Below are 24,069 nucleotides of genomic sequence, written 5' to 3'. Positions count from 1 at the left end.
GGATTCGCTTCGCCTGTCGCGAGCCCGTGACGATCCTCTCTTCGGCCCGCCGGAGTCGGTCTCCGGAAGGGGCTCGGTTGATGCGACCGGATTCCGCCATCGTGCTGTCGCGCCGTTATCGATATCAGTCGCCATCACCTTGTCTCGATCGCTCGTGAGATCCCGCATGAAAGCTGCCGTCATCCACGCCGCCAAGGACCTTCGTCTCGACGATCGTCCCGAGCCCGCCGCCGCTCCGGGGGAGGTGCTCGTGCGCTTCGGCGCCGGCGGGATCTGCGGATCGGACCTGTCCTATTGGGGCAAGGGGCGCGTCGGCGACTTCGCCTTGAGGGAGCCGCTCGTTCTCGGCCATGAAATCTCCGGCGAGATCGAGCAGCTCGGCGAGGGCGTGTCCGGGCTGGCCATCGGACAGCGGGTCGCGGTCAATCCAAGCCGTCCCTGCCTGCATTGCGACTTCTGCCGGATCGGGCGCTCCAACCTCTGCCGCAACATGCGGTTCTTCGGCTCGGCCGCGATCTATCCGCATGTTCAAGGCGGCTTTTCCGAACGCCTGGTCTGCCGGGCCGATCAAGCCTTTCCCGTGCCGGACGCGATGCCCTTTGCCAAGGCGGCGCTGGCAGAGCCCCTGTCGGTCGCGCTGCACGGCATCCGGCGTGCGGGCGATATCCTCGGCAAGACGGTGCTGATCGCGGGCGCCGGCCCGATCGGCCTCCTGCTCGCACTCGCGGCGCGCCGCGCCGGGGCGAGCTTCATCGCCATCACCGATCTCGTCGACGAGCCTCTGGCGCTCGCCCGCGGCGCGGGCGTCGACGAGACGATCAACGTGGCGACGCAGGCGCACAAGCTTTCCGCCTTCGAGGCGGACAAGGGCACGTTCGACGTCTCGCTGGAGGCCACGGGCTCGCCTCTCGCGCTGGCGTCGCTTTTCAAAGTGACGCGGCCGGGCGGGCGCGTCGTGCAGCTGGGCATGATGCCGCCGGGGGACATTCCGGTGCCGGCGAACATGCTGATGGCGCGCGAGATCGACTTCGTCGGCGCGTTCCGGTTCTCCGGCGAGTTCCAGACGGCCGTGGACTGGCTGGTCGCCGACCGCATCGACGTCGCGCCCGTGCTCTCGGCCGAAATGCCGATGGATCGGCTGAGCGAAGCCTTCGAGCTGGCGGTGGATCGCAAGCAGTCCATCAAGGTCCATCTTCACTTCTGATCGAGGCGCGGTCCCGCTCCGCGGCAAGGCGGGATCGCGTCGTACCCCCGACCGGCCCGCGCGACGCCATGGTCCCGCCGGGATCGGAATCGCCGAACGCCGGCCGAGCCTTTGGACCCCAGCCACGGGACCCTGACCGTCCATGTCGAGCCCTCCCAAGAAGCCGACCATGCGCGACGTCTCGCGGCTGGCCGGCGTATCCACGATGACGGTCAGCCGCGTCCTCGCCGATCCCGGCATCGTCTCGCAGGAGACGCGGCGGCGCGTCCTCACCGCCGTCGAGCAACTCGGCTACGTGCCGGACCTCGTGGCGGGTTCGCTCTCCTCGCGGCGCACCAACTTCGTCGGCCTGATCCTGCCGACACTGACGAACAGCAATTTCGGCAACAGCGCGCAGGGCCTGGCCGAGGTGCTCGGCCCGTCGTACCAGCTGCTCATCGGCTATACGCTCTACCGGATCGCGGAGGAGGAGCGTCTGGTGCGCGCTCTCCTGTCCCGGCGTCCCGAGGCCCTGGTGATCGCCGGCTCGATCCACACCGTGGCGACGCGGCGGATGCTGACCAATGCGGCGATTCCGATCGTGGAGATCTGGGAGCGTCCGGAGCCGCCGATCGACCGATCCGTCGGCTTCTCCAACTTCGAGGCGGGGAGAGCCGCCGCGCGCCACCTGATCGATCTCGGCCACCGCCGGATCGCGGCCGTCGGCTCGCTCGTCGACGCGGATGCCGCGGATCATCGCGGCGAGGCCCGCCTGCAGGGCTTCGCCGCGGCTTTGCGCGATGCCGGCCTTCCGGACGATCTCGTCCTGCGGCGCGGTCATGCGCCGGTGTCGTACGGACACGGCGCGGAGGCGATGGCGTTTCTCCTGGAGGCGGCGGGCGACGTCGAGGCCGTCTTCGCGGTTTCGGACGTTTCGGCCTTCGGCGCGATCATGGAATGCCGCCGCCGCGGGATCGACGTTCCCGGCGGGATCGCCGTCCTCGGCTTCGGCGACTTCGAGATCGGCCGGCAATGCGAGCCCGCGATCTCGACGGTCCGGGTCGACGCCAAGGCGATCGGCGAGGAGACCGGGCGGCTTCTGCTCGAACTGTTCGACAGGACGGACGGCACCCCCCCGCCGATCCTGCGCGACGTCGGGATCAGCGTGGTCGGGCGCGGCACGACGGCCCTTCGGCCCGCCCGGCCTTCATCGCCTTGGCCGCCTTCGCGTTGAGCGGGACGCGGCGGACGCGTCAGGCGGTGGCGGCCGCTTCCTCGCTCGCTGCCGCCGCCGGGTCCTTCTTCGGCGGGCGGATGCGGAACCAGGTGACGTAGAGCGCGGGCAGGAAGAGGAGCGTCAGCACCGTGCCGACGATGATCCCGCCCATCATGGCGTAGGCCATCGGTCCCCAGAAGATCTCGCGCGAGATCGGAATGAGGGCGAGCGAGGCCGCGGCCGCGGTGAGGAGGATCGGCCGCATCCGGTGCTCCGTCGCGTCGATCACGGCATCCCACCGGTCGAACCCGTCCCGGATGTGGTCCTCGATCTGCACGACCAGGATCACCGAGTTGCGGATGAGGATGCCGATCAGCGCGAGCACGCCGAGGATCGCGACGAAGCCGAGCGGGGCCCCCGAGGGCAGGAGCGCGGCGACGACGCCGATCAGCCCGAGCGGGGCCACCGCGACGACGATGAACAGGCGCTGGAAGCTCTGGAGCTGGAACATCAGGAGCGTGGCCATGGCCATGAGCATGAGGGGCGCGATGGCGGCGATCGGTCCCTGACCCTTGGCGCTTTCCTCCACCGCGCCGCCGGTCTCGAGGCGATAGGACGGCGGAAGCTTGGCGGCGAAGGCGTCGACCGCGCCCTTCAGCTCCGCCACGACCGTCGCGGGCTGGACGGAGGTGACGAGCGCGGCCTTGATCGTGATCGTGGGCACGCGATCGCGCCGCCAGACGATCGGCTGCTCCAGCTCGTAGCGGAAGGTCGCGATGGCGGCGAGCGGGAAGGCCCGGCCGTTCTGCGCGGGGATCTGCAGGTTCTCCAGCACCTCGATGGAGGAGCGCTCGCCGGGTCGCGCGCGGCTGACCACGTCGATCAGGTAGATGGAATCGCGGATCTGGGTCGCGGTGGTGCCCCCGACGACGCCGTTGAGAACGCTCGCCACATCCTGCGACGTGATGCCGAGCTGGCGCGCCTTGTCCTGGATGAGGTCGACCTTCACGACGCGCGCGGGCTCGTTCCAATCGTAGGTGACGCGACTCGTATTGACGTTGGCGCCGACGATGCCGGCGAGCTCGTGCGCGAAGTTCCGAACCTGCTGCAGGTCGGGGCCGCCGATGCGATACTGGATCGGGCGACCGACGGGCGGGCCGATGTCGAGCGTGTGGACGAAGACGTCGGTGCCGACGAACGCCTTTTCTCCGACCTCGCGCAGGCGGGCGATCACCCGGTCGCGCGCTTCGACGCTCTTCGACATGATGACGATCTGCCCGAAATTCGGGCTCGGCGGCTGCACGTCGAAGGACAGGAGGAAGCGCTGCGCGCCCTCGCCGACATAGGACGACCAGTAGGCGACGTCGGGATCGCCCGCGATCTCCGCCTCGAAGCGGTCCATCTCGGACCGGGTTTCGGTGATCGAGGCGTTCTGCCGGGCGGTCCAGTCGACGATCACCTCCGGCCGGTCGGAGGTCGGGAAGAATTGCTGCTGAACGAAGCCCATGCCGTAGAGCGAGGTGCCGAAGAGCGCCAGCGTGGCGATGATCGTCAGCCAGCGGAAGCGGACGCAGACCAGGAGCAGGGCGCGGAAGGCGCGGGTGAACCAACCCGGCCGATCGTGGTGCTTCTTCATCGTCTTGGGCAGGAAGGTGACGCCGAGCAGCGGCGTGAAGACCACCGCGACGATCCAGGAGACGACCAGCGAGACCGCGATGACGACGAACAGCGTGAAGGTGAACTCGCCCGCGCCCGAATTGTTGAGGCCGACGGGGATGAAGCTCGCCACCGTCACCAGCGTCCCCGTCAGCATGGGAAAGGCGGTGGAGGTGTAGACGTAGGTCGCGGCCTTCTCCAGGGGGTCGCCGACCTCGAGGCGCGAGACCATCATCTCGACCGCGATCATCGCGTCGTCGACGAGCAGGCCGAGCGCGATGATGAGCGCGCCGAGCGAGATGCGCTGAAGCGAGATGCCGAAATACTGCATCGCGACGAAGGTGATCGCAAGAACGAGCGGGATCGACAGGGCGACGATGAAGCCCGCCCGCATCCCGAGGCTGATGAAGGACACGACGAGGACGATGCCGATCGCCTCGGCCAGCGCCTTGGTGAAGCCGCCGACGGCCTCCTCCACCACATGCGGCTGGTCCGAGACGAGATGAACGCCGACGCCGACGGGAAGCTCGGCGGTGATCTGCGCCATTTCCGCGGTGAGCGCCTCGCCGAACTCGAGAAGGTTGGCGGCCGGCTTCATGCCGATGGCGAGCCCGATCGCCGGCTCGCCATTGTAGCGGAACAGCGAGGTCGGGGGATCGACGTAGCCGCGCGTGATCGTCGCGACGTCGGACAGCCGGAAGAACCGGTTGTTGATGTAGAGGTTGACGTCGCGCAGCGCCGCCTCGGAGGCGAACTGCCCGTTGACTCGGACCGAGATCCGCTCACCCTCGGCCTCGATCGTGCCGGAGGGGGAGATCGCGTTCTGCGCGGCCAGCGCATCGATGATCGTCTGCTGGGTCAGGCCGAGCGCGGCGGTCTGCTGGGTCGAGAATTCGAGATAGATCACCTCGTCCTGCTCGCCGACGAGGTTCACCTTGCCGACATTCGGCACGGTCATGATGCGGGCCCGGGCCGCCTCGACATAGTCGCGCAGCTGGCGCTGGCTGAGGCCGTCGGCGGTGAAGGCGTAGATGTTGCCGAAGACGTCGCCGAAATCGTCGTTGAAGAACGGACCCTGGACGCCGGAGGGAAGCTCGCCCCGAATGTCGGAGAGGATGTTGCGCACGCGCAGCCAGGTGTCGGACACGGCGCGGCCGCGCGTCGTGTCGAGCAGCTGCAGGAAGATCGTCGTGCGGCCCGGTGCGGTCTGGCTCCTCGTGTAGTCGAGGGTGGTGATCTCCTCGAGCTTCTTCTCGATCCGGTCGGTGACCTGATCGACCGTGTCCTCCACCGAGGCGCCGGGCCAGGTGGCCGTGATCAACATGGTCTTGATCGTGAAGTTCGGATCTTCCTCGCGACCGAGATTGACGTAGGCGAGGGCGCCGGCCACCGAGGCGACCAGCATGAAGTACCAGACGAGCGAGCGATGGCCGAGCGCCCAGTCGGACAGGTTGAAGGGGGACTTCAAGGAACGATCTCCTCGCCGATCTTGACGGCGTCGCCGTCCTTCAGCGTGTGGACGCCGGCGGTCACGACGCGCGAGCCGATATCGATGCCGCTCTGGATGCGGAACTGCGCGCCGACGGCGTCGCCGACGACGACCGGGCGGCGCCGGACGACCTTCGCCGCCTCGTCCACGACGAAGACGAAGGTCTTGCCGTCCTCTTCGAGAAGCGCCGTGTTCGGCAGGTCGATCGACTGGAGGTCGCCGGCTTTAGGGCGCGCGGTCACGGTCGTCCCGATGCGGAAGGCGGGGGCGGGATCTTCGAGGGTGATTCTCACGCGGCGCGTGCGGGTCGCGGCATCGGCTTCGGGCGCGACCTCGCGCACGACGCTTTCGGCGATGATCGAGGGATCGACCTGGAGGCTCACCTCGAAGCGGTCGCCCTCGCGGAGGCGCTGGGCGATCTCGTCGGGAATGTCGACCACCGCCTCGCGGATCTCGGCCTGTGCCACGGTGACGACGGTCTGACCGGCCGTGACCGTCTGCCCGACCTCCGCGCCGACGGCCGTCACGATGCCGTCCGTGTCGGAGACGAGGCGCGTGTAGGACAGCTGCTCGCGGGCCTTGTCGAGGCTGGCGCGCCCGCGGCTGACGGCGCCGGCGGCCGAGGCGCGGGCCTCTTCCGCCGCATCGAGCTCCGCCTGCGAGTTCACGCGGCGTTCGACCAGGACCTGCTGGCGCTCGCGAGTCGCGGCGGCGTTGGCGAGCTGCGCCTCGGACTTGGCATATTCGGCCTGCAACTGGCGAACGGTGAGGGTGAGGGCGGTCGGATCGAGGGAGGCGAGCAATTGCCCCTTCGTCACGGGCTGTCCGACATCGACGTTGCGGGCGATCATCCGGCCGAGCACGCGAAAGCCGAGTTCGCGGGAGAAGCGGGGCTCGACGATGCCGGTGAAGCCCGCCGTCCTCTGCGCCTGCGGCGCGACGACCACGGAGAGAACGGGCCGGACCGGCGGCGGCGCGGGCTCTTCCTCCCGGCAGCCGGCCAAGAGGGGGACGGTGAGGAGAAGGGCGGCGACGAGCGCCGGGAACGGGGCGGCAGTCCGCTTCACGACAGGTCTCCGGAAGCGATGGTGACCTCCTGGCCCGCTCTCAGGAACTGACCGGCGGCGGTGACCACGATCTCGCCGTCGTTCAGCCCGCCGCCGACGAGGACGTCGCCGGTGCGATAGCGCGCGACCGTGACGGCGCGTTCGGAGACGGTGTTCGTCCGGGGATCGACGATCCAGACGCGCGCGCCGCCGGGCCCGACGGAAAGCGCCTGCCAGGGAAGCGCCACGAGGCGGCGCGCTTCGAACTGCGCCTCCCCGATGACCGCGGCGCCGAGGCTCATGGCCGGCGGCGGATCGGCGAGCGAGACCTTCACGCGAACCGTGCCGGTGGCCGTGTCGAAGGTGGGCGAGATCTCGCGCACGGCTCCCCGGGCCTCGACGGCGGGGTCGGAGACGAGACGCACGCGGATATCGTCCTTCGGGGGATCCTCGGCGAGAAGGGCCTCGTAGATGTCGAAGACCGCGTCTCGAGCCCCGGCCTGTGCGACGGCGAAGACGGTCTGGGCCGCCGCGACGACCTGACCGGCCTCCGCGTTGCGCGTCGTCACGATGCCGTCCGCATCGGCGCGAAGCACGGTGAAGGAAAGCTGGTCGCGCGCCGTTCCGACATCGGCTTCGGCGGACGCGACCGAACCCTGCGCGGTTCGCAGCTGCTCTTCGGCGGCGTCGAAGGTGCTGCGCGTCGTATAGCCGGAGTCGATCAGCGACGTCTGGCGCCGGAAGTTCGTCTCGGCCTGGGCGAGAGTCGCGCGGGCGGCTTGGAGCGTGGCTTCGGCGGCTTGGAGATCGGCCTGCTGCTCGGCCGTTTCGAGCGTGGCGAGAATGTCGCCCTTGCGCACGGTGTCGCTGACATCGACGCGCCGTTCGGCGATCCGACCGGCGATGCGGAAGGACAAGTCGCTCTCCACCCGCGCCGCGATCGTTCCGGTCAGGGAGATGGTCCGGGAGATGTCATCGAAGCGGATCGTCTGGACGCGGACGATCTCGGGCGTGCGGGGCGGCGGCGCCTCCGGCTCGCTGCAGGCGAGAAGAAAGACCGCGAGAAGCGGCGCGCCCGCGCGCAGCGCCCACCGAAACCGTCGGATCGAAGACTGACGCATGCGAATCCCGATGACCCCGCTCGACCCGTTGATGGCCACCCGGCCGATTCCGGCGAGCCCATGGATCGACCTGTCGTTCCGGAGCGTCTCTCGTCGTGGACAAGGGGGCAAGGGGGCCGGCCTTTCGGCCGTGACCTGAGCACGACATCGTCCACGGCGAAGGAGGTCCGGCCCTTCGAATGACCCGATGCAGCCCTTCGAAGTCGATCGCGGCATTCGAACATGCCACCGGCACGCCCACCACACCGCTCTTCCCCGAAACGCCATCCAAGGCCACGAAACAGGTCCGTCTACGAGCTCGCCGGTACGAACCGCCGAGTTCAGTTGACATGTGCCGCAGCCTCCTTCACTCGTCAATCTAAAACTGAACCGTTCAGTTTAGCCGAGCGTCGGGAGGGACGTCATGACGTCGCAGGACGACCATCGCCACGCCTTCGAGGGGCCGCCGACGCCCTCCGGTCCGGTTCTTCCCGTCGACGCCGACATGCCCGATCTCGACCATCCCAAGGTTCGGGGGTTGTTGGAGGCGGCGGGACGGCTCTTCCTCGATCTGCCCTATGATGCCGTCAGCACCGATGCGATCGCCAAGGAGGCCAAGGTCTCGAAGGCGACGCTCTACGTCTATTTTCCGAGCAAGGAAAAGCTCTTCGCCACCCTCGTCTGCTCGCGCTGCCACGAGATCGCCGACCATCTGTGGCAAAGCGATCCCGACGTCGACGGGGTCAAGTCGGAGCTTCGCCAGATCGCGCGCAACTTCATCGGCATGCTGGCGAGTCCGGACTCCTTGGCTCTCTATCGCAGCATCGTCTCGCAATCGGTCCGGTTTCCCGAACTCGGCCGGCTGTTCTACGAGGCCGGGCCGAAGCGTTTCCAGGCGCGGCTGGCGGATTTCCTGCGGGAGGCGAACCGGCGGGGCGTGCTGTGCGTGCCTGATCCCGAAACCGGTGCCGTCCAGTTCATCCATCTCATCGCGGGCGAGATCCCGATGGTCGGCCTGCTCGGTCTAGAACCAATGCTGAAGCCGGATCACGACGCGACGATCGAAAGCGGCATCGCCCTCTTCCTGGCGGGCTATCGGGGGCCGGCATCGAAATCCGGCGGAGCCTGACCAGACCGCCTCTTCACCAGCCGGCGGCGCGATGTCCGCGCAGGCCGACCGAAACGCAGACCGACATCAGGAGACCCTCATGTTCATCGCGATGAACCGCTTCCGCGTCATGCCCGACCGCACGGCGGAGTTCGAAACGATCTGGCTGGAGCGCGAAAGCCATCTCACGGGCCTGCCGGGCTTCGTCGAGTTCCACATGCTGCGCGGGCCGGTCCGCGAGGACCACGTCCTCTACGCCTCGCACACGGTCTGGGCCAGCAAGGCGGATTTCGAGGCCTGGACGCGCTCCGATGCCTTCCGGGCCGCCCATTCCCGGCCGAAGACGAGCGAACGGGAGCCGACCTATCTCGGCGGCCCGCAATTCGAGGGCTTCGAGGTCTTTCAGCACATCACGGGGACGTCGGCGGGCGAGGCGGGCTCGCCGGACCGGTGAGCATAGGCGGGCGGAGGCCGCATCCACGGCGTTCCGCTCGCTTCCTCGGGCCTGTTCCCGGGTCGGGCCAGAGTGACCCGGCCAGAGTGATCGGATCAGGAGCCGGGCCAGAGTGACCTGGCCAGAGTGACGGGATCAGGAGCCGGGCCAGAGTGACCGGACGGAGGGTCGACGGCCCGATGAAGACCCGCGTCAGGGCTGACCGCTGCCGCCTCGTCCGCCAGTCCCGCGCGTTCACGCCTCGCGACGCCGGTGTCCGTGGTTCTATAAGTATCCCTTCCAAATTCATGCACGAACGTCAGGATGGAAAACCGGTCGCGACGCTCGCGGAAGCGAATGTCGACTTTGACGTAAACGTAAGCCGTTTCGCTTCGCCGCAGACTCGGGTATTCATGGAAAAAAATGCTGGGAGGCACGACGTGAACAAGCCCTGGTTGCGGCACTATCCGGCCGAGATGCCGCATGAACTGCCGGACTATCCGTACCGCTCGCTGGCGGAACTCCTGACCGAGGCCTTTTCGCGCTACAGCGACCGGCCCTTCGTTCATTTCATGGGCACGGTCATGACCTACCGCGCCCTCGACGAGGCCTCGCGGACCTTCGCCGCCTATCTCCAGTCGCTCGGGCTCAAGCGGGGTGACCGCGTCGCGCTGATGATGCCGAACGTGCCGCAATATCCGGTGGCGGTGGCCGGGGTGCTGAGGGCCGGCATGGTGGTCGTCAACACGAACCCGCTCTACACGCCGCGCGAACTCCAGCACCAGCTCGCGGATTCCGGCGCGACGGCGATCGTGATCCTCGAAAACATGGCGAGCACGCTTCAGGCCTGCCTGCCGCAGACGCCGGTGCGCCACGTCGTCGTGACCTCGATCGGCGACATGCTGCCGACGGCGAAGGGGCTCCTGGTCGATTTCGTGCTTCGGCGCGTCAAGAAGATGGTGCCGCCCTTCCAGCTTCCCGGCGCCGTCCGCTGGAAGAAGGCCATGGCGGCCGGGCGCGGCGCGCGGCTGGAGCCCTCCGAGGCCGGCCTGCCCGATGTCGCGGTGCTGCAATATACGGGCGGAACGACCGGCGTCTCCAAGGGCGCGGTGCTGACGCATGGCAACATCATCGCCAACGTCCTGCAGTCGGAACTCTGGAACAAGCCGGCGACCTCGCGCATCCCGGCGGGGGAGCAGGCGCTCCTCGTCTGCGCGCTGCCGATCTACCACATCTTCGGCTTCACCGTGAACATGATGCTGTCGATTCGGCAGGGCGGCGCGCTGATCCTCATCCCCAATCCCCGCGACATCCCAGCGCTCCTGAAGGCGATCCGCGGCAAGCGGTTCCACCTCTTTCCCGCGGTGAACACGCTCTTCGGCGCGATCGCGCGCCATCCCGATTGCGCCAGCGTGGACTGGTCGCATCTCAAGCTCTCGCTCGGCGGCGGCATGGCGGTGCAGGCGGCGACGGCCAAGCTCTGGCTGGAGAAGACCGGGAGCGCGATCTGCGAGGGCTACGGGCTCAGCGAGACCTCGCCGTCGGCCAGCTGCAACGCGACCGATTCCACCGTCTATACCGGCACGATCGGCGTTCCCATTCCCTCGACCGAGTTCAAGATCATCGGCGAGGAGGGCGAGGACCTGCCCGTCGGCGTAGCCGGCGAGATCGCGATCCGCGGCCCCCAGGTCATGGCCGGCTACTGGCAGCGCCCCGAGGAGACCGCCCGCTCCATGACGCCGGACGGCTTCTTCAAGACCGGCGACATCGGCATCATGGACGCGGAGGGCCGCTTCCGGATCGTCGACCGGAAGAAGGACATGATCAACGTTTCCGGCTTCAACGTCTATCCGAACGAAATCGAGGAAGTGGTCACGCGGATGCCCGGCGTGGTCGAGGCCGCGGCGATCGCCGTGACGGACGACGTGTCCGGCGAAGCGGTCAAGCTCTTCGTGGTCACGGACGATCCCAGCGTCGATGCCGAGAAGGTTCGGGCCTTCTGCCGCGAGAATCTCACGGGCTACAAGCGGCCGAAGCATGTGGAGTTCCGCGAATCCCTGCCGAAGACGGGCGTCGGCAAGGTCCTGCGCCGGGCGTTGCGGGACTGAGCCGGGGCGATCCTGACACAGCGGGCCCGACCGTTCGACGGTATCGACAGCCCGCCTCGCGAAGGTCCCTTGGGATGCGAGCGAGGCGGCGGCGGAAATTCCTTTCCACTTCCCGCGCGCCAGGGTCGTTCGGATCCTCCGGAGCCGATCCGCAGGCCTTGCCAGACCGGGTTTCTTGAGATCTGATCGTGTCAACGATGACACCGGCTTTCGGGTGCTCCCGACGGCATGGTGTTTTTTGGCGCCAAATTCCGCGAGAAAGGGCTTTTCTTTCGCACGGCATGCGCCTATATCGAACTCACCGGCGGCGCTGATGGCGCTGACGGCGGTGGCGCGGGGTGGAGCAGCCCGGTAGCTCGTCAGGCTCATAACCTGAAGGTCGCAAGTTCAAATCTTGCCCCCGCAACCAACCGTTCGACGATGTGCAAAGGCCGCCTTCAGGGCGGCTTTTTGCGTTTTAGGGTCTGGTGAGGGTGCCGCAGCTGCTGTCGTTGCTCCCTTGCGTTGGCATGGCGTGCAGTCGAAGTTGAATGCCTAAAATTCCCGCAGTTGCCGTCGTCGCCGATAAAACCGTCAAAAAAGTTGCGCTTCGCGGGATTTGAGCCGTGAGTGCATGTTGCGCTGCCGCTGGCCTGCGCTAAGTTGAACCCATGATCGTGCGTCGTTGACGATGGTTCCGGGAGCAGAAGATTCATGCGCATGCGGCTCGGTTGTGAACTCAACTATAATTTTTCCGTCCCGACGCCGATGATCGTGATGCTGAACGTGCATTACTCCCGCACGTCGGATCTCGAACATCCCGACCACCTCAAGGTGGACCCGAGCGTTCCCGTGTGGAGCTATCGCGACAGTTTCGGCAACTGGTGCTGCCGGCTCGTCGCGCCCGTCGGCCCGTTCAGCCTCGGCACCGACGCCGTGATCCGCGACAGCGGCGAACCCGACGCGAGGGACCCCTACGCGATCCAGCATCCGGTGGAGGATCTTCCTCCCGACGCGCTGCAATATCTCCTCGGCAGCCGCTACTGCGAAACCGATCTTCTCATGGACGAGGCCTGGCGGCTGTTCGGCCACACGGCGCCGGATGCCAGCCGCGTCCAGGCGATCGTCGACTTCGTCCACAACCACATCGCCTTCAACTACAACGACGCGCGCAACACGCGGACCGCGTCGGAAGCCTATGCGGAAGGCCGCGGCGTCTGCCGCGACTTCACGCATCTTGCCGTCGCCTTTTGCCGTTGCATGAACATTCCGACGAAATATTGCACTGGCTACATCAGCGATGTGGGCCTGCCGCCGCCTTATGCCACGATGGATTTCGCGGCTTGGATGGAGGTCTATCTCGGCGGGCGATGGCATGTCTTCGATCCCCGCAACAATCAGGCGCGGCAGGGCCGGGTTCTCGTTGCGCAGGGCCGCGATGCCGCCGACGTGCCGCTGACGCACACGTTCGGCTCCAACCGCCTGACGGGTTTCAAGGTCTGGATCGACAAGATCTCGGACTGACGCGTGCAGTGCGAAATGCCGCTTCTTTGCGCTTGCTCAATGCGGGCGCGGGGCGTAACTTGATCGGACCCGCCGCAGCGGGAGAGACCGGCGTCAGCCGGCGCCGAAGGAGCAACCGCCCCGGAAACTCTCAGGCAAAAGGACCGCGCGGCATCAACGATCCGGAGAGTGACGGCCCCGTTCGGCTGTCCGCCGAAGGAGCAAGTGGCGCGGAGGGATGATCCCCGGGCCATGAAACTCTCAGGCTCATGACGGAGGGGCACGACGTCTGGACCCTTGAGCCGCGGCTCCGGGTCGGAAGGATTGACCGTGACCTCCATTGCCGTGATCGGCGCCGGTATCACCGGCGTGACGACTGCCTATAAGCTCCGTTCCCTTGGTTTCGACGTGACTGTCTTCGACCGTCAGGCCCACGCCGCGATGGAAACCTCCTTCGCCAATGGCGGACAGCTTTCCGCCTCGAATGCCGAGGTCTGGAATCATCCCTCGACCTTCCTGAAGGGCCTGAAGTGGATGCTGCGCAAGGATGCGCCGCTTCTCGTTCATCCCGCGCCCTCCTGGCACAAGCTGACCTGGATGGCCGAGTTCGTTGCCGCGGCGCGCAACTATCGCGAAAACACGGTGAAGACGGTGCGCCTCGCCATCGCGGCGCGCGAGCATCTCGTCGGCATGGCCGAGGCCGAGGGCGTGGACTTCGATCTCGAGACGCGCGGAATCCTTCATGTCTACGAGACGCCGGCCGAGTTCGAGCACGGGCTGAAGGTCAATGCCCTGCTCGCCGAAGGCGGCCTCGATCGCCGCGCCGTCTCGCCGGAGGAGATCCGGACGATCGAGCCGGCGCTCGCCGGTCGTTTTCACGGCGGCTTCTTCACCCAGTCCGACTTCACCGGCGACATTCACAAATACACGGTCGGCCTTGCGCGGGCCGCAGAGGGGCGGGGCGTGCGCTTTGTCTACGATGCGTCGGTCGAGCGGTTGAACCATACGGGATCAGGCGTCGACGTATCCTTTGCGGTCGACGGCGTGGAGGCCCGCGAAAGCTTCGATGCGACCGTCGTCTGCGCGGGAACGCAGAGCCGTCGCTTCGCCGCGCAGCTCGGCGACCGGGTCAACATCTATCCGGTCAAGGGCTATTCGGTGACGGTCCAACTCACCGACGAGGAGAGCCGAGCCGCCGCGCCCTGGGTCAGTCTTCTCGACGACAAGGCCAAGATCGTCACGAGCCGCCTCGGGGCGGATCGGCTTCGCGTGGCCGGCACCGCGGAATTCGCGGGCGAGAACCGCGATATCCGCATGGCGCGCATCGAGCCGCTGACGGCCTGGGTCCGCCACCGCTTCCCGGGCGTCGCGACGCACTCGGTCGTGCCCTGGGCCGGCCTTCGCCCGATGATGCCGAACATGCTGCCGCGCGTCGGCGCGGGGTCGAAGGCGGGCGTCTTCTACAACACGGGCCATGGTCATCTCGGCTGGACGCTGTCCGGCATGACCGCCGAGCTCGTCGCGGCCGAGATCGCCGGTTCGATGCGCAAGAGCGTCAAGCCGGCCGCTCAGCGTCTCACGGGCGCCGCCATCCCGCACCACGCCTGATGGGGGCGATCGACCGGCCGGACGGGAAACTTGTCCCCGCCCGGCCGGTCGCCGTCACACTGCGACCTTCGAGCATCGAGCGGAAGGGACGGCCATGACGAAGCCAGACGCGAGGACGAGCGTGATCGCAGCCGCAAGGCGGGCCGGCGAGGCGAGCGGGGTCTCGCCCGCCGTGTTGCTGGCGGTCGCGATCGTGGAGACCGACGCCGTTCCGTTTGCCGAATTCGACGGACGCCGGGAACCGCTCGTGCGGTTCGAGGGGCATGTCTTCGACCGCTTGCTGGCGCCCGGGCGGCGCGAGGCGGCTCGCGCGGCCGGTCTCGCCAGCCCCCGCGCCGGCGCGATCCCCAATCCGGCCGCCCAGAGCGCGAGATGGCGGCTTCTCGCCAGGGCCGCCGCCATCGATTCCGATGCCGCCCATGCCGCGACCTCCTGGGGGCTCGGGCAGGTGATGGGGTTTCACGCCGAGGCGCTCGGTTACGAAAGCGCCGACGCCCTGGCGGCCGATGCGCGGGAATCGATCGATGGCCAGTTCCGGCTGGTCGCGAGGTTTCTGCGGCGGGGGGATGTCCACCATCGGCTGGAGGCCGGGGACGTCGAAGCCTTCGCCAGGGCCTACAATGGACCGGCCTTCCGGCGACATGCCTATGACGTGAAGATCGCGCGCGCCTTCGCCATCGCCCGCCGCTGGCTGGCGGAGGAAGCCGTCACCGGCGCTTCGGGTGCCCGGATGTCGGACGGACCGGGGCTTGCGAAAGCCGGTCCGAACGCGGCGAAAGGGTGGTCGAAGCCGGGCGGTGGCCTATCTCAGGTGATCTCATGGCTATTCCACCGCTTCTCGATCCGGGCGCCGATGCGCTCTTTCTCGATTTCGACGGGACCCTCGTCGGCTTCGCCGACGACCCCGCCGCCGTCCGTCTCGAACCCGGCGTCCTCGACGTCCTGACCGCGCTCCAGCGGCACGTTTCCGGCGCCTTCGCCATCGTCAGCGGGCGGCGGATCGACGATCTCGACCGCTTCCTGGCGCCGCTCGCCTTCGCCGCGGCCGGCGTCCACGGATTGGAGCAGCGGCCCGAGCCGGGCGGGGACGTCCGACGGCTGACCGGGCCGCAAGCTCTCGATCGCCTCCGCTCGGCGCTGTGGCCGGGCCTCGTCGCCTCCCCGCTCCTGGAGCTGGAAGACAAGGGCACCGCGCTCGTCCTTCATTCCCGCCGGCATCCCGAACTCGGTCCACTCGCCGAGGACCTCATGCGGCAGGCCGTCGGAGACGAGGACGGCTTCGTCGTGCTCCACGGGAAGAACGTCGTCGAGGTGCATCTCGCCGGCATGGACAAGGGACGGGCCGTGGACATCTTTTGCCAGAATGCTCCGTTCGCCGGACGTCGCCCGGTCTATATCGGCGATGACGCGACGGACGAGTTCGCGCTGCGCGTCGTGCGCAAGGCCGGCGGCGTCTCGATCAAGGTCGGGCTTGGCGACACCGATGCGCAGTTTCGGCTCGGCGACGTTCCGGACGTCCATCGCTGGCTGAGCGAATCGAACCGCGTCGCAGGGCAGGGGAGAGCGCGATGAGCGAGCCGCGACTGGTGGTCGTCTCCAACCGGGTCGGACCGCTCGACGACGAGGGCAAGGCCGGCGGACTGGCGGTCGGTCTCGCCGACGCGCTGCGCCGGCGTGGCGGGCTCTGGTTCGGCTGGAGCGGGGACGCCGACGAGGGGGCCCTGACGGGGGATATCAAGACGGAGCAGCACGGGACGACCGAGCTTGCGACGCTCGACCTGACGCCGGAGGAGCTCGACGGGTTCTATCTCGGCTATTCCAACCGTTCGCTCTGGCCCCTGCTGCACTACCGGCTGGATCTCGTGCAGTTCGACCGAAGCTTCGACGCCACCTATCGGGCGGTGAACAAGCGCTTTGCCGAACGCCTCGCGCCCCGTCTTCGACAGGACGATCTCGTCTGGGTCCACGACTACCATTTCTTCACGATGGGTGCCGAGCTCCGGCAGGCAGGTTACCTCGGCCGGCTCGGATTCTTCCTGCACATTCCGTTCTGCCCGCCGGAGGTCTTCACCGCTCTGCCCGCGAGCCACGATCTTGTGCGCGCCCTTCTCGCCTACGATCTCGTCGGCTTCCAGACCGAAACGGACCGGCTGAACTTCGTCGCCTTCTGCGTGCGCGAGCTCGGCGGGGAGGCGCTGGCGGACGACCGCGTGCGCGTCGGGGATCGGATCGTGCGCGCCTCGGCCTTTCCGATCGGCATCGATGCGGAAGGCTTCTCGCGGTTCGCGGTCTCCCCGGAGGCCGGCGAGCACGAGGAGATGCTGCGCGACATCGCCAAGGGACGTCCCCTCGTCGTCGGCGTCGACCGACTGGATTACACCAAGGGCATCGTCGAGCGCCTTCTCGGCTTCGAACGGCTCCTGGAAACGCGCGAGGAGATGCGCGGCGGCGTCAATCTGCTCCAGATCGCGCCTTTGTCGCGGGCCGAGTTGGAGACCTATGCGGAGCTACGCACCGAGATGGAGGCGACGGCGGGCCGGGTGAACGGCCGTTTCGCGTCCCTCGACTGGACGCCCATCCAGATCATGACGACCGGCTTCACGCGACGGGCGCTCGCCGGCATCTACCGGGCCGCGCGGGTCTGCCTCGTCACGCCGCTCCGCGACGGGATGAATCTCGTCGCCAAGGAATATGTCGCCGCACAGGACCCAGGCGATCCCGGCGTGCTTCTCCTGTCCCGCTTCGCCGGGGCCCGGGCCGAACTCGAGGAGGGCGCGCTGCTCGTCAATCCCTACAATCCCGACAATCTGGCCGAGGCGCTGCAGCGCGCGCTCACCATGCCGAAGGCCGAGCGGATCCGGCGGCACGACGCCATGCGCCGGCCGGTCTTTTCCGGTACGGCGACGCGTTGGTGCGAGAGCTTTCTCGAGGCTCTCGGAGCCGTTCCGCCGGATGTCCCCGAAGAGGCGTCCGCCCCTCTGTTCAAGGCCTCCGACAGGCACTAGACCGTCGAGCGCGGGCGCTTCTCTCCGTCCGATGCACCACTTATCGGGAATCCATCATGGCGCAGAATTCCGAAGCCCTCCTCACCGTCCTTCGTGCCCAGCCGGTCATGCCGGTGGTCGCGGTGGACAGCGCGTCCGAGGCCGTGTCTCTGGCGCGCGCGCTCGCCAAGGGCGGGCTGAAGGCGATCGAGATCACGCTGCGCACCCCGTCTGCCCTGGAGGCCATTCGCGCCGTCGCGTCCGAGGTGCCGGAGACCATCGTCGGCGCCGGCACCGTGTTGAATCCCCGGCAGTTCGAGCAGGCGCTCGAGGCAGGCTCGAAGTTCGTCGTCTCCCCCGGCACGACGGTGGAGCTTCTCGATGCGGCCAAGGACGCCCCGGTGCCGCTTCTGCCGGGTGCCGCGACGCCGAGCGAGCTGATGGCCATGCTGGAGGAGGGCTACAGCGTGCTGAAGTTCTTCCCCGCCGAGCAGCTCGGCGGCATCGCCTATCTGAAGGCGCTGGCGCCGGTCTTCCCGGGGATCATCTTCTGCCCGACGGGCGGGGTCTCGATGGCGAACGTGCGGGACTATCTGGCGCTGCCGAACATCGTTTGCGTCGGCGGGTCCTGGGTCGCGCCGAAGGCGGCCGTCGCGGCCGGAAACTTCGACGAGATCACGCGTCTTGCTGCCGAGGCCGTGGCGCTGCGGTCCGCCGGCTGAGCGGAGCCGCGCCGCCTTGTCCTTGACGGCCGCTTTCCGCCGCAGGATTCCCGTCGTCGTCGCCCTCTTGGCGGCGCTGTCCGTGCTCGCGGGTTGTTCGGCGGCGGGCATCCTCAATGCCGTGACCTCCAGCGCCGGCTACCGCATCGAGAGGGATGTGCGATACGGGGAGGGCGACCGCGGGACGCTCGACCTCTACGTGCCCGCGGGAGCGGGAGCGACGAGTCCCGTCGTCGTGTTCTTCTATGGCGGAAGTTGGGATTCCGGCTCCAAGGACCTCTACCTCTTCGTCGGACAGGCTTTGGCGAGCCGAGGCTTCATCGTCGCCGTGCCGGACTACAGGGTCTATCCCGAGGTGCGGTTTCCCGCCTTCGTCGAGGACGGCGCGACGGCGGTGCGCTTCGTCGACGAGGCGGCGCGCGAAGGGCGAAACGGGCTTCCCGCCGGCCGTCACCCGCTGTTCCTGATGGGGCATTCGGCCGGCGCGGAGATCGCGGGGCTGCTGGCCACCGACGAGCGCTATCTCGCGCGGCAGGGACTTGCGGCCGGGCGGCTCGCCGGCTTCGTCGGACTGGCCGGTCCCTACGACTTCCTGCCGCTGACCGAGGAGCGCTACAAGCGGGTCTTCCCGGAGGCGACACGCGCGGCGAGCCAGCCGGTCCGCTTCGTCGACGGGCGCGAGCCGCCGATGCTTCTCGTCGCGGGGGACGCCGACACGACCGTCGATCCGGAGAACACGCGCTCGCTCGCCCGGACGGTCGAGCGCGCGGGCGGCACGGCGCGGGCGATGATCGTGCGAGGCGTCGATCACATCGGGGCGGTCAGCGCCCTGTCCACGGCGCTTCCCTTCAACGATCCGGCCATCCGAGACGCGGTCGTCGCCTTCATCGAGGAGCATTCATGATTCCCCTCGATCGATGGACCGCCAGACCGCGTCCCGGCATGGAGCCGCTGGTCGGCACTTGCGTTCGCGTCGAGCCGATGGTGGACGGCCGGCGGTTCGCGGAGCTCTACGAGGCGTTCGACGTTTCCGGCGGAGACGCGCTCTGGGACTATCTGGCCTATGGCCCTTTCGCCGATCGCGCCGACTTCGAACGCTTCGCCGAGCGAACCTACCTGACGCCCGATCCGCTCTTCCATGCGATCGTGCCGGAGCCGGGCGGCCGGGCGACCGGCGTCGCCTCGCTGATGCGCATCGATCCGCCGAATGGCGTCGTCGAGATCGGCCATATCTGCCTGTCGCCGAGCCTGCAGGGAACGCGCGCGGCGACGGAGGCCTTCTACCTGCTCCTGCGCCGCGTCTTCGAGGACCTCGGATATCGTCGGCTGGAATGGAAGTGCAACGACGCCAACGGCTCGTCCAAGCGCGCTGCCGAACGTCTCGGCTTTTCCCACGAGGGCCTGTTTCGCCAGCATATGGTCGTCAAGGGCGCGAACCGCGACACCGCCTGGTACTCGATCCTCGACGGCGAATGGCCCGCCCTCGCGCGGAGCTTCCAGGACTGGCTTCGGCCGGAAAATTTCGACGCGTCCGGTCGCCAGCACCGTTCTCTCGCGAGCTTTCGCGCCAAGGTCTGATCGCTGCGGGTCCGGACTTTTTCCGGAGAGGCCGTCGACCGACGCCGATCGGCCGGGCCGCTGAGCTCAGTCGAGCGCGCGGGCTTCCGACGCCAGCATGATCGGAATGCCGTCGCGGATCGGGAAGGCCAGGCGGGCGGCATCCGAGATCAATTCGCCGCGCCCGGCATCGTAGCGCAGCGTCGTCTTCGTCAGGGGACAGACGAGAAGCTCCAGGAGCTTCGGGTCGGGCCTCCCGTCGGCGCGCGCGATGTTCGGCATGGATTCGTCTTTCCTGATGGTGCCGGAGCGTTCGGCGAAGCCGAGACCTATTGCAGCGTTCCCGAGCCGCCGTCCTCGCCCGCGCCCCGGGCCAGCGCGATCTCCGTCATGGCGACCAGCGTTTCGGCGCGCGAGCGAAGATCGGGCGCTTCCAGCAGCGCCTGCTTCTCGGCGGGTCCATAGGGCGACATCATGCAGATGGCGTTGACGAGGGTCTCGTTGGAGGCCTTGGTCACGCTGTCCCAGTCGGCGTCGAGCTGGTTCGCGTCGAGATACATGCGGAAGGCGCGCAGCAGCCCGTCGCGGTCGACGTCCTCGGCACCGAGACTGGTGTCGAGATCGCGGATGAAGGCGGTGAGGCGGCACGCCCGATAGGGCGTCTTCACGTCGAGTTCCTCGACCACGCGAAACCGCGCGATGCCATGCAGGGAAACGATGTAACGGCCGTCGCCCGTCTCGCTGAGGGACGTGATGCGACCGAGGCATCCGACCCGGCAGAGTTCGGGCTCGCCGCTCGCCGTCCGCGCGCCGTCGAGCCGGGGCTGGATCATTCCGATCACCCGGTCGCCGGCCATGACGTCGTCGATCATGGCGAGATAGCGGGGCTCGAAGATGTTCAGCGGCATCTGGCCGCCCGGCAGGAGCAGGGCGCCCGAAAGCGGAAAGAGGGGGACGGCGTCCGGCAGGTCGGATTCGACGGTGTAGTTGTAGTTTCCCGCGTGAACCAATCGAGCATCCTCTTCGGCCTGATCCGCCCGTCGTCCCGCCGGATCGTTCGAACTGCGGCGCGAGCAGTCCTCGCGCGCGCGAAACGGGAAGTGCCGTTGCTGGTTGCACCGGCCGCTCCATCGAAACTGGAGCCGCCGGCGGCAATCTCAAGAGCTGCGACGATGCGCACGCGCCGTCCGGCGCCGCTGGGGCCTCAGGAGAAGAGCAGCGTCGAGAGCTTGCGGCGCGCATCCTTCGTCGCGGGATCGCCGCCGCCCCAGGCCTCGAAGAATTCGAGCAGTTTCTTGCGCGCGCCGTCCTCGTTCCAGCCGCGGTCGCGCCGGATGATCTCCAGAAGATGGCCGGCCGCCACGTCGCGCTGGCCCCTGGCCTGCGCGATGAGGGCGAGATCGTAGCGCGCCTGGTGGTCGTCGGCGTCGCCCTCGATGCGCGCCTGCAGCGCCACGGGATCACCGAGCTCGGCGATCTCCTCGGCGAGCTTCAGCCGGGTCGAAATGCCGGAAACCGCGGGGTCGCTGGCCTTGTCGGCCGGAACGGCATCGAGGACGGCGCGCGCGCGCACCGCGTCGCCCATGGCGAGATAGCATTCGGCCAGGCCCGCCAGGGCTGGCACGTTGTCCGCCTCGTGCTGCAGAATGACGCTGAAGAGCTCGGCGGCCTGCGTGACGTCGTGCCCAGCGAGAAGCGCCTTGGCCTCTTCGAGCGCGGCCGCGATCGGATCGGCATCGGCCGGACCCGTTCCGCCGAGACGGTCGATGAAGGCCTTGACCTCGCTTTCCGGCAGGGCGCCCATGAAGCCGTCGACGGGCTGGCCGTTGACGAAGGCGAAGACGGCCGGGATCGACTGGACGCCAAGCTGGCCGGCGACGGAGGGATGCTCGTCGATGTTCATCTTGACGAGCTTGACGCGCCCGCCCGCCGCGGTGACGACGCGCTCGAGAACCGGCGTCAGCTGCTTGCACGGACCGCACCAGGGCGCCCAGAAATCGACCAGAACAGGCTGGCGGCGGGATTCCTGAATGACGTCGGCCGAGAACTTCGCGGTGGTCGTGTCCTTGATGAGCTCGCCGGCCGCGGCACCGGGCGTCGCCCCGGCCGCTCCCGTCGCCATGCCCGCACCGGCGCGACCGGCCGTCGAGGTCGTCTGCGTGCCGTAGCCCGATCCGTAGGGGTTGTTGCTCATGCTCGTCCTCGTGCTGCGGGCATCCTCGATGCCGGGCGGTTCGGGTGCCGGTCGGTCATGCGGTCTCGACGTCGCCGGGCGGCGCGGGCACCAGCGGGCCTTCGTCCGCCGCGTCGAGCGCGAGGACAAGGGGCCGATGGCCCGTGGCGGCGAAGAAGCGCAGGAGATCGTCGCGGCGGATGGTCGTGGTCGCTTCGTTGGTCAGCGGATGGCAATTGACCATATCGTGCAGGAGCAGGCCCTCATCAAGCACGAGCCGCACGGCGTGTTCGGGATCGTTGATGAGCGCGAAGGCGGTGACGGAGCCGGGACGGACGCCGATCATCGCCTCCATCTGTTCCGCTCCGACGAAGGACACCCGCCCTTGCGCGCCGATGACCTTGTGGATGCCCTTCAGATCGATGCTCCGATCGGCTTCCGCGACGATCAGGAAGACCGTGCCCTTCTTGTCCTTCACGAGGAGGTTCTTCGTGTGCCCGCCGGCAACGTCGCGATGCACCGCCCGGCTGTCCTCGACGGTGAAGAGGGGCGGGTGCTCGACCGTGGTCGTCTCGATCGAGAGACCCTCCAGCATCTCGATCAGCTCGGCCCGCGTCTTCGCCATCTCGCCCGTTCCCATCCTGTCCCCGTCCTGGCGTAATGCGCAACGAAGCGCCGATCAAGCGGGCCGCCGCCGAGCCCCGCCGGCGTCGGCCTCGCAGGCTCCCTGCCGGCCACGCGTGCCGAAGGGCGGCGGCGGGGGCGCTCCCCATCGCCCGCGCCGGCGCACAGGACCGCGGCTGACGAAAATGGCGAGGGCCATCAGATGCTTAGCCTGGGACATCCGGAAAAGCGCACGAAATCGCATCGAAGCCTGTTGCAATCCGAAAGGCGCTGGGGCATACACCGCCTCGTCCGCAGCAAGTCGCTGCGGGGAGCGGGCGGGCGTAGCTCAGGGGTAGAGCACAACCTTGCCAAGGTTGGGGTCGAGGGTTCGAATCCCTTCGCCCGCTCCATCTTTCCCACAAGGGTTTTCCCAGGTTTTGCAGGGCTTCCAGGGGGCTAAATGCCCTCGCAGAACTCGACAAAAGCGTGTCGATTTCGCGCATAACAATGCACAAGCTGGCACAGACCTGCGGCACAAAACTGACACACACGATTTTCGGCCGGATCTGCGGTCTGCGCCGGTCGGAGGGTGAGTCGCCCCGCCGTAGGAAATCTGCGCCGCATACGTGTTGCCACGTAAAAAAAGCTTGAAGTCACTGGAACCTTTCGCCTTACTCCCCATTGATCGCCGCACCTTTGTCCGGCGACGAGGGAAAGCGAGCAGGGAAATGACCTCGCAAGGTCGCCGGCCGATTGCCGGTATGGAGCGGACGCCCTCCGGCGCCATCTCCCGGTCTAAGACGAGCCTCGCCAAGCGAGCCGACAAACGACGCCAAGCCAGCACCGAGTCTGCCAAGCGCGAAGCCCGTGTCGGGATGGCGCTGAAAGAGAAGACCCAGCTCGCACGCGGCCGGGTCTATGGCCTCACCCCCACGCAGGCCGCCAGCCACCACGCATCCACCGTCGAGGGGCGCTTGCACCTCAAGGGCGTCATCACCGCCACCGAGCTGCTCGCCGTCGAGCACTATCTGACGGTCGTCGCCAAGTTCAGCCGGGCGATGGGAATGCCCGTCGCGCCGAGCAACATGCTGGCCCGCTACCAACCCTCCGAACCGCGCGCCGTCGCCGCCCCGCCGTCCGGCGCATCCGTCGTGATTGCTCGCGACCGCTTCGTGAAAGCCGACGAGGCGCTGAAGCGCGCCGGCCTCGCCGCGGCCTGGGCGGTCGCTCGCGTCTGCCGGGATCGCGAAGAGCTGCCCCACTCCCTCCGTCCGGCGTTCCTGGCCGGCGTCCAGGCGCTCGTCGCGCACTTCCGCCTGTCGCCCGATCCCGACCGAACCGCAAAGGTCGCCTGATGCCGGCTCCCCGCTCGCCGCTCCTCCCGCCCCAGGTCGTCGACTTCCGCCTCATCACGCCGCGCGAGGCCGCCCTTGAGGACCGGATCTCCGCGATCGAGGCGCGGCTGAAGCGTGAGGATGCCGAGCGCGCGTCCTGGGAGCGGCTGAAGATGATCGGTCTGGTGCTCGCGGCGTAGCTCCGCCCTCTTGAGCGTAGCCGCTTTGTCGGCTATCCCTGAGCGCAGTGAATTTGAGGGTCGG

General features: G+C 68.0%; 21 protein-coding genes, 2 tRNA genes, 1 pseudogene and 1 riboswitch. Of the genes and pseudogenes, 17 read left to right on the top strand and 7 right to left on the bottom strand.

Annotated features, from left to right (window positions below):
* The first annotated feature begins 166 nt into the window (after positions 1-166).
* Positions 167-1,204: an L-idonate 5-dehydrogenase gene (locus ASG43_RS03540; RefSeq protein ID WP_056500188.1), complete on the top strand. Its 1,038-nt coding sequence runs from the start codon at positions 167-169 to the stop codon at positions 1,202-1,204.
* Positions 1,205-1,373: 169 nt separating this feature from the next.
* Positions 1,374-2,417, top strand: a complete 1,044-nt coding sequence (locus tag ASG43_RS03535) for a LacI family DNA-binding transcriptional regulator (RefSeq protein WP_056500187.1) — start codon at positions 1,374-1,376, stop codon at positions 2,415-2,417.
* 19 nt (positions 2,418-2,436) lie between these two features.
* On the opposite strand, the gene ASG43_RS03530 is transcribed toward ASG43_RS03535, so the two are convergent.
* Genes ASG43_RS03530 through ASG43_RS03520 form a run of 3 tightly spaced genes read right to left on the bottom strand, consistent with a single transcriptional unit; the run spans position 2,437 to position 7,711 of the window.
* Entirely contained in the window at positions 2,437-5,523 is a 3,087-nt protein-coding gene (locus ASG43_RS03530) for an efflux RND transporter permease subunit (protein WP_156386403.1), read from the bottom strand.
* A complete protein-coding gene (locus ASG43_RS03525) occupies positions 5,520-6,611 on the bottom strand; it encodes an efflux RND transporter periplasmic adaptor subunit (RefSeq protein ID WP_244487955.1) in 1,092 nt (363 codons plus the stop codon). Before ASG43_RS03525 ends, ASG43_RS03530 begins: the two co-directional genes overlap by 4 nt.
* Positions 6,608-7,711, bottom strand: coding sequence for an efflux RND transporter periplasmic adaptor subunit (locus ASG43_RS03520; protein ID WP_156386401.1), 1,104 nt, complete (start codon positions 7,709-7,711; stop codon positions 6,608-6,610). Before ASG43_RS03520 ends, ASG43_RS03525 begins: the two co-directional genes overlap by 4 nt.
* Before the next feature lie 403 nt (positions 7,712-8,114).
* Between ASG43_RS03520 and ASG43_RS03515 the strand changes: the two genes are divergently transcribed.
* The 12 genes and pseudogenes from ASG43_RS03515 to ASG43_RS03460 all read left to right on the top strand — a co-directional run bounded on the left by ASG43_RS03515 (position 8,115) and on the right by ASG43_RS03460 (position 19,713).
* Positions 8,115-8,819, top strand: a complete 705-nt coding sequence (locus ASG43_RS03515; protein WP_056500184.1) for a TetR/AcrR family transcriptional regulator — start codon at positions 8,115-8,117, stop codon at positions 8,817-8,819.
* Positions 8,820-8,898: 79 nt separating this feature from the next.
* On the top strand, positions 8,899-9,252 hold the full coding sequence (locus tag ASG43_RS03510) for an antibiotic biosynthesis monooxygenase (RefSeq protein ID WP_056500182.1): 354 nt from the start codon (positions 8,899-8,901) through the stop codon (positions 9,250-9,252).
* A 419-nt stretch (positions 9,253-9,671) separates the two neighbouring features.
* The gene (locus ASG43_RS03505) at positions 9,672-11,339 is read left to right on the top strand and encodes an AMP-binding protein (protein WP_200939456.1); all 1,668 of its coding nucleotides are present in this window, start codon (positions 9,672-9,674) and stop codon (positions 11,337-11,339) included.
* A 332-nt stretch (positions 11,340-11,671) separates the two neighbouring features.
* A tRNA-Met gene (locus ASG43_RS03500) sits at positions 11,672-11,748 on the top strand.
* Positions 11,749-12,032: 284 nt separating this feature from the next.
* On the top strand, positions 12,033-12,842 hold the full coding sequence (locus tag ASG43_RS03495; RefSeq protein ID WP_056500173.1) for a transglutaminase family protein: 810 nt from the start codon (positions 12,033-12,035) through the stop codon (positions 12,840-12,842).
* Between the two features lie 67 nt (positions 12,843-12,909).
* Positions 12,910-12,998: riboswitch (glycine riboswitch) on the top strand.
* Between the two features lie 153 nt (positions 12,999-13,151).
* Complete coding sequence (locus tag ASG43_RS03490) at positions 13,152-14,429, top strand: D-amino acid dehydrogenase (RefSeq protein WP_056501055.1); 1,278 nt, start codon at positions 13,152-13,154, stop codon at positions 14,427-14,429.
* Positions 14,430-14,523: 94 nt separating this feature from the next.
* A pseudogene (locus ASG43_RS03485) lies at positions 14,524-15,093 on the top strand (N-acetylmuramidase domain-containing protein); the annotation flags it as partial.
* Positions 15,094-15,248: 155 nt separating this feature from the next.
* A complete protein-coding gene (otsB, locus tag ASG43_RS03480) occupies positions 15,249-16,001 on the top strand; it encodes a trehalose-phosphatase (RefSeq protein ID WP_056500171.1) in 753 nt (250 codons plus the stop codon).
* On the top strand, positions 15,998-17,434 hold the full coding sequence (locus tag ASG43_RS03475; protein WP_056500168.1) for a trehalose-6-phosphate synthase: 1,437 nt from the start codon (positions 15,998-16,000) through the stop codon (positions 17,432-17,434). The genes otsB and ASG43_RS03475 overlap by 4 nt, the downstream gene beginning before the upstream one ends.
* Before the next feature lie 56 nt (positions 17,435-17,490).
* On the top strand, positions 17,491-18,135 hold the full coding sequence (locus ASG43_RS03470; protein ID WP_056500166.1) for a 2-dehydro-3-deoxy-phosphogluconate aldolase: 645 nt from the start codon (positions 17,491-17,493) through the stop codon (positions 18,133-18,135).
* A gap of 16 nt (positions 18,136-18,151) precedes the next feature.
* Positions 18,152-19,039: an alpha/beta hydrolase gene (locus ASG43_RS03465; RefSeq protein ID WP_156386399.1), complete on the top strand. Its 888-nt coding sequence runs from the start codon at positions 18,152-18,154 to the stop codon at positions 19,037-19,039.
* Positions 19,036-19,713, top strand: coding sequence for a GNAT family protein (locus ASG43_RS03460; protein WP_056500163.1), 678 nt, complete (start codon positions 19,036-19,038; stop codon positions 19,711-19,713). The genes ASG43_RS03465 and ASG43_RS03460 overlap by 4 nt, the downstream gene beginning before the upstream one ends.
* Before the next feature lie 66 nt (positions 19,714-19,779).
* Here the strand turns inward: ASG43_RS03460 and ASG43_RS03455 are convergent, their stop codons facing one another.
* The 4 genes from ASG43_RS03455 to ASG43_RS03440 form a co-directional block, all read right to left on the bottom strand.
* A complete protein-coding gene (locus tag ASG43_RS03455) occupies positions 19,780-19,974 on the bottom strand; it encodes a Trm112 family protein (RefSeq protein WP_056500160.1) in 195 nt (64 codons plus the stop codon).
* A gap of 47 nt (positions 19,975-20,021) precedes the next feature.
* Positions 20,022-20,702, bottom strand: coding sequence for an LON peptidase substrate-binding domain-containing protein (locus ASG43_RS03450; protein WP_056500156.1), 681 nt, complete (start codon positions 20,700-20,702; stop codon positions 20,022-20,024).
* Between the two features lie 194 nt (positions 20,703-20,896).
* Positions 20,897-21,814 carry a thioredoxin gene (gene trxA, locus ASG43_RS03445; protein WP_244487975.1) on the bottom strand — a complete coding sequence of 306 codons (918 nt, stop codon included), beginning with the start codon at positions 21,812-21,814 and terminating at the stop codon, positions 20,897-20,899.
* Between the two features lie 127 nt (positions 21,815-21,941).
* Positions 21,942-22,490, bottom strand: a complete 549-nt coding sequence (locus ASG43_RS03440) for a YbaK/EbsC family protein (protein ID WP_056501051.1) — start codon at positions 22,488-22,490, stop codon at positions 21,942-21,944.
* 316 nt (positions 22,491-22,806) lie between these two features.
* On the opposite strand from ASG43_RS03440, the gene ASG43_RS03435 reads away from it, so the two are divergent.
* The 3 genes from ASG43_RS03435 (at position 22,807) to ASG43_RS03425 (ending at position 24,005) form a co-directional block, all read left to right on the top strand.
* Positions 22,807-22,881: transfer RNA gene (locus ASG43_RS03435), tRNA-Gly, on the top strand.
* Between the two features lie 237 nt (positions 22,882-23,118).
* Complete coding sequence (locus ASG43_RS03430; RefSeq protein WP_156386397.1) at positions 23,119-23,826, top strand: hypothetical protein; 708 nt, start codon at positions 23,119-23,121, stop codon at positions 23,824-23,826.
* Positions 23,826-24,005 carry a hypothetical protein gene (locus ASG43_RS03425; RefSeq protein WP_056500145.1) on the top strand — a complete coding sequence of 60 codons (180 nt, stop codon included), beginning with the start codon at positions 23,826-23,828 and terminating at the stop codon, positions 24,003-24,005. Before ASG43_RS03430 ends, ASG43_RS03425 begins: the two co-directional genes overlap by 1 nt.
* Positions 24,006-24,069 lie beyond the last annotated feature (64 nt).

Source organism: Aureimonas sp. Leaf454 (assembly GCF_001424685.1).
Taxonomy (GTDB): domain Bacteria; phylum Pseudomonadota; class Alphaproteobacteria; order Rhizobiales; family Rhizobiaceae; genus Plantimonas.
The sequence above is the reverse complement of the archived record's forward strand: the minus strand, read 5'-3'. Positions and strand labels throughout refer to the sequence as shown.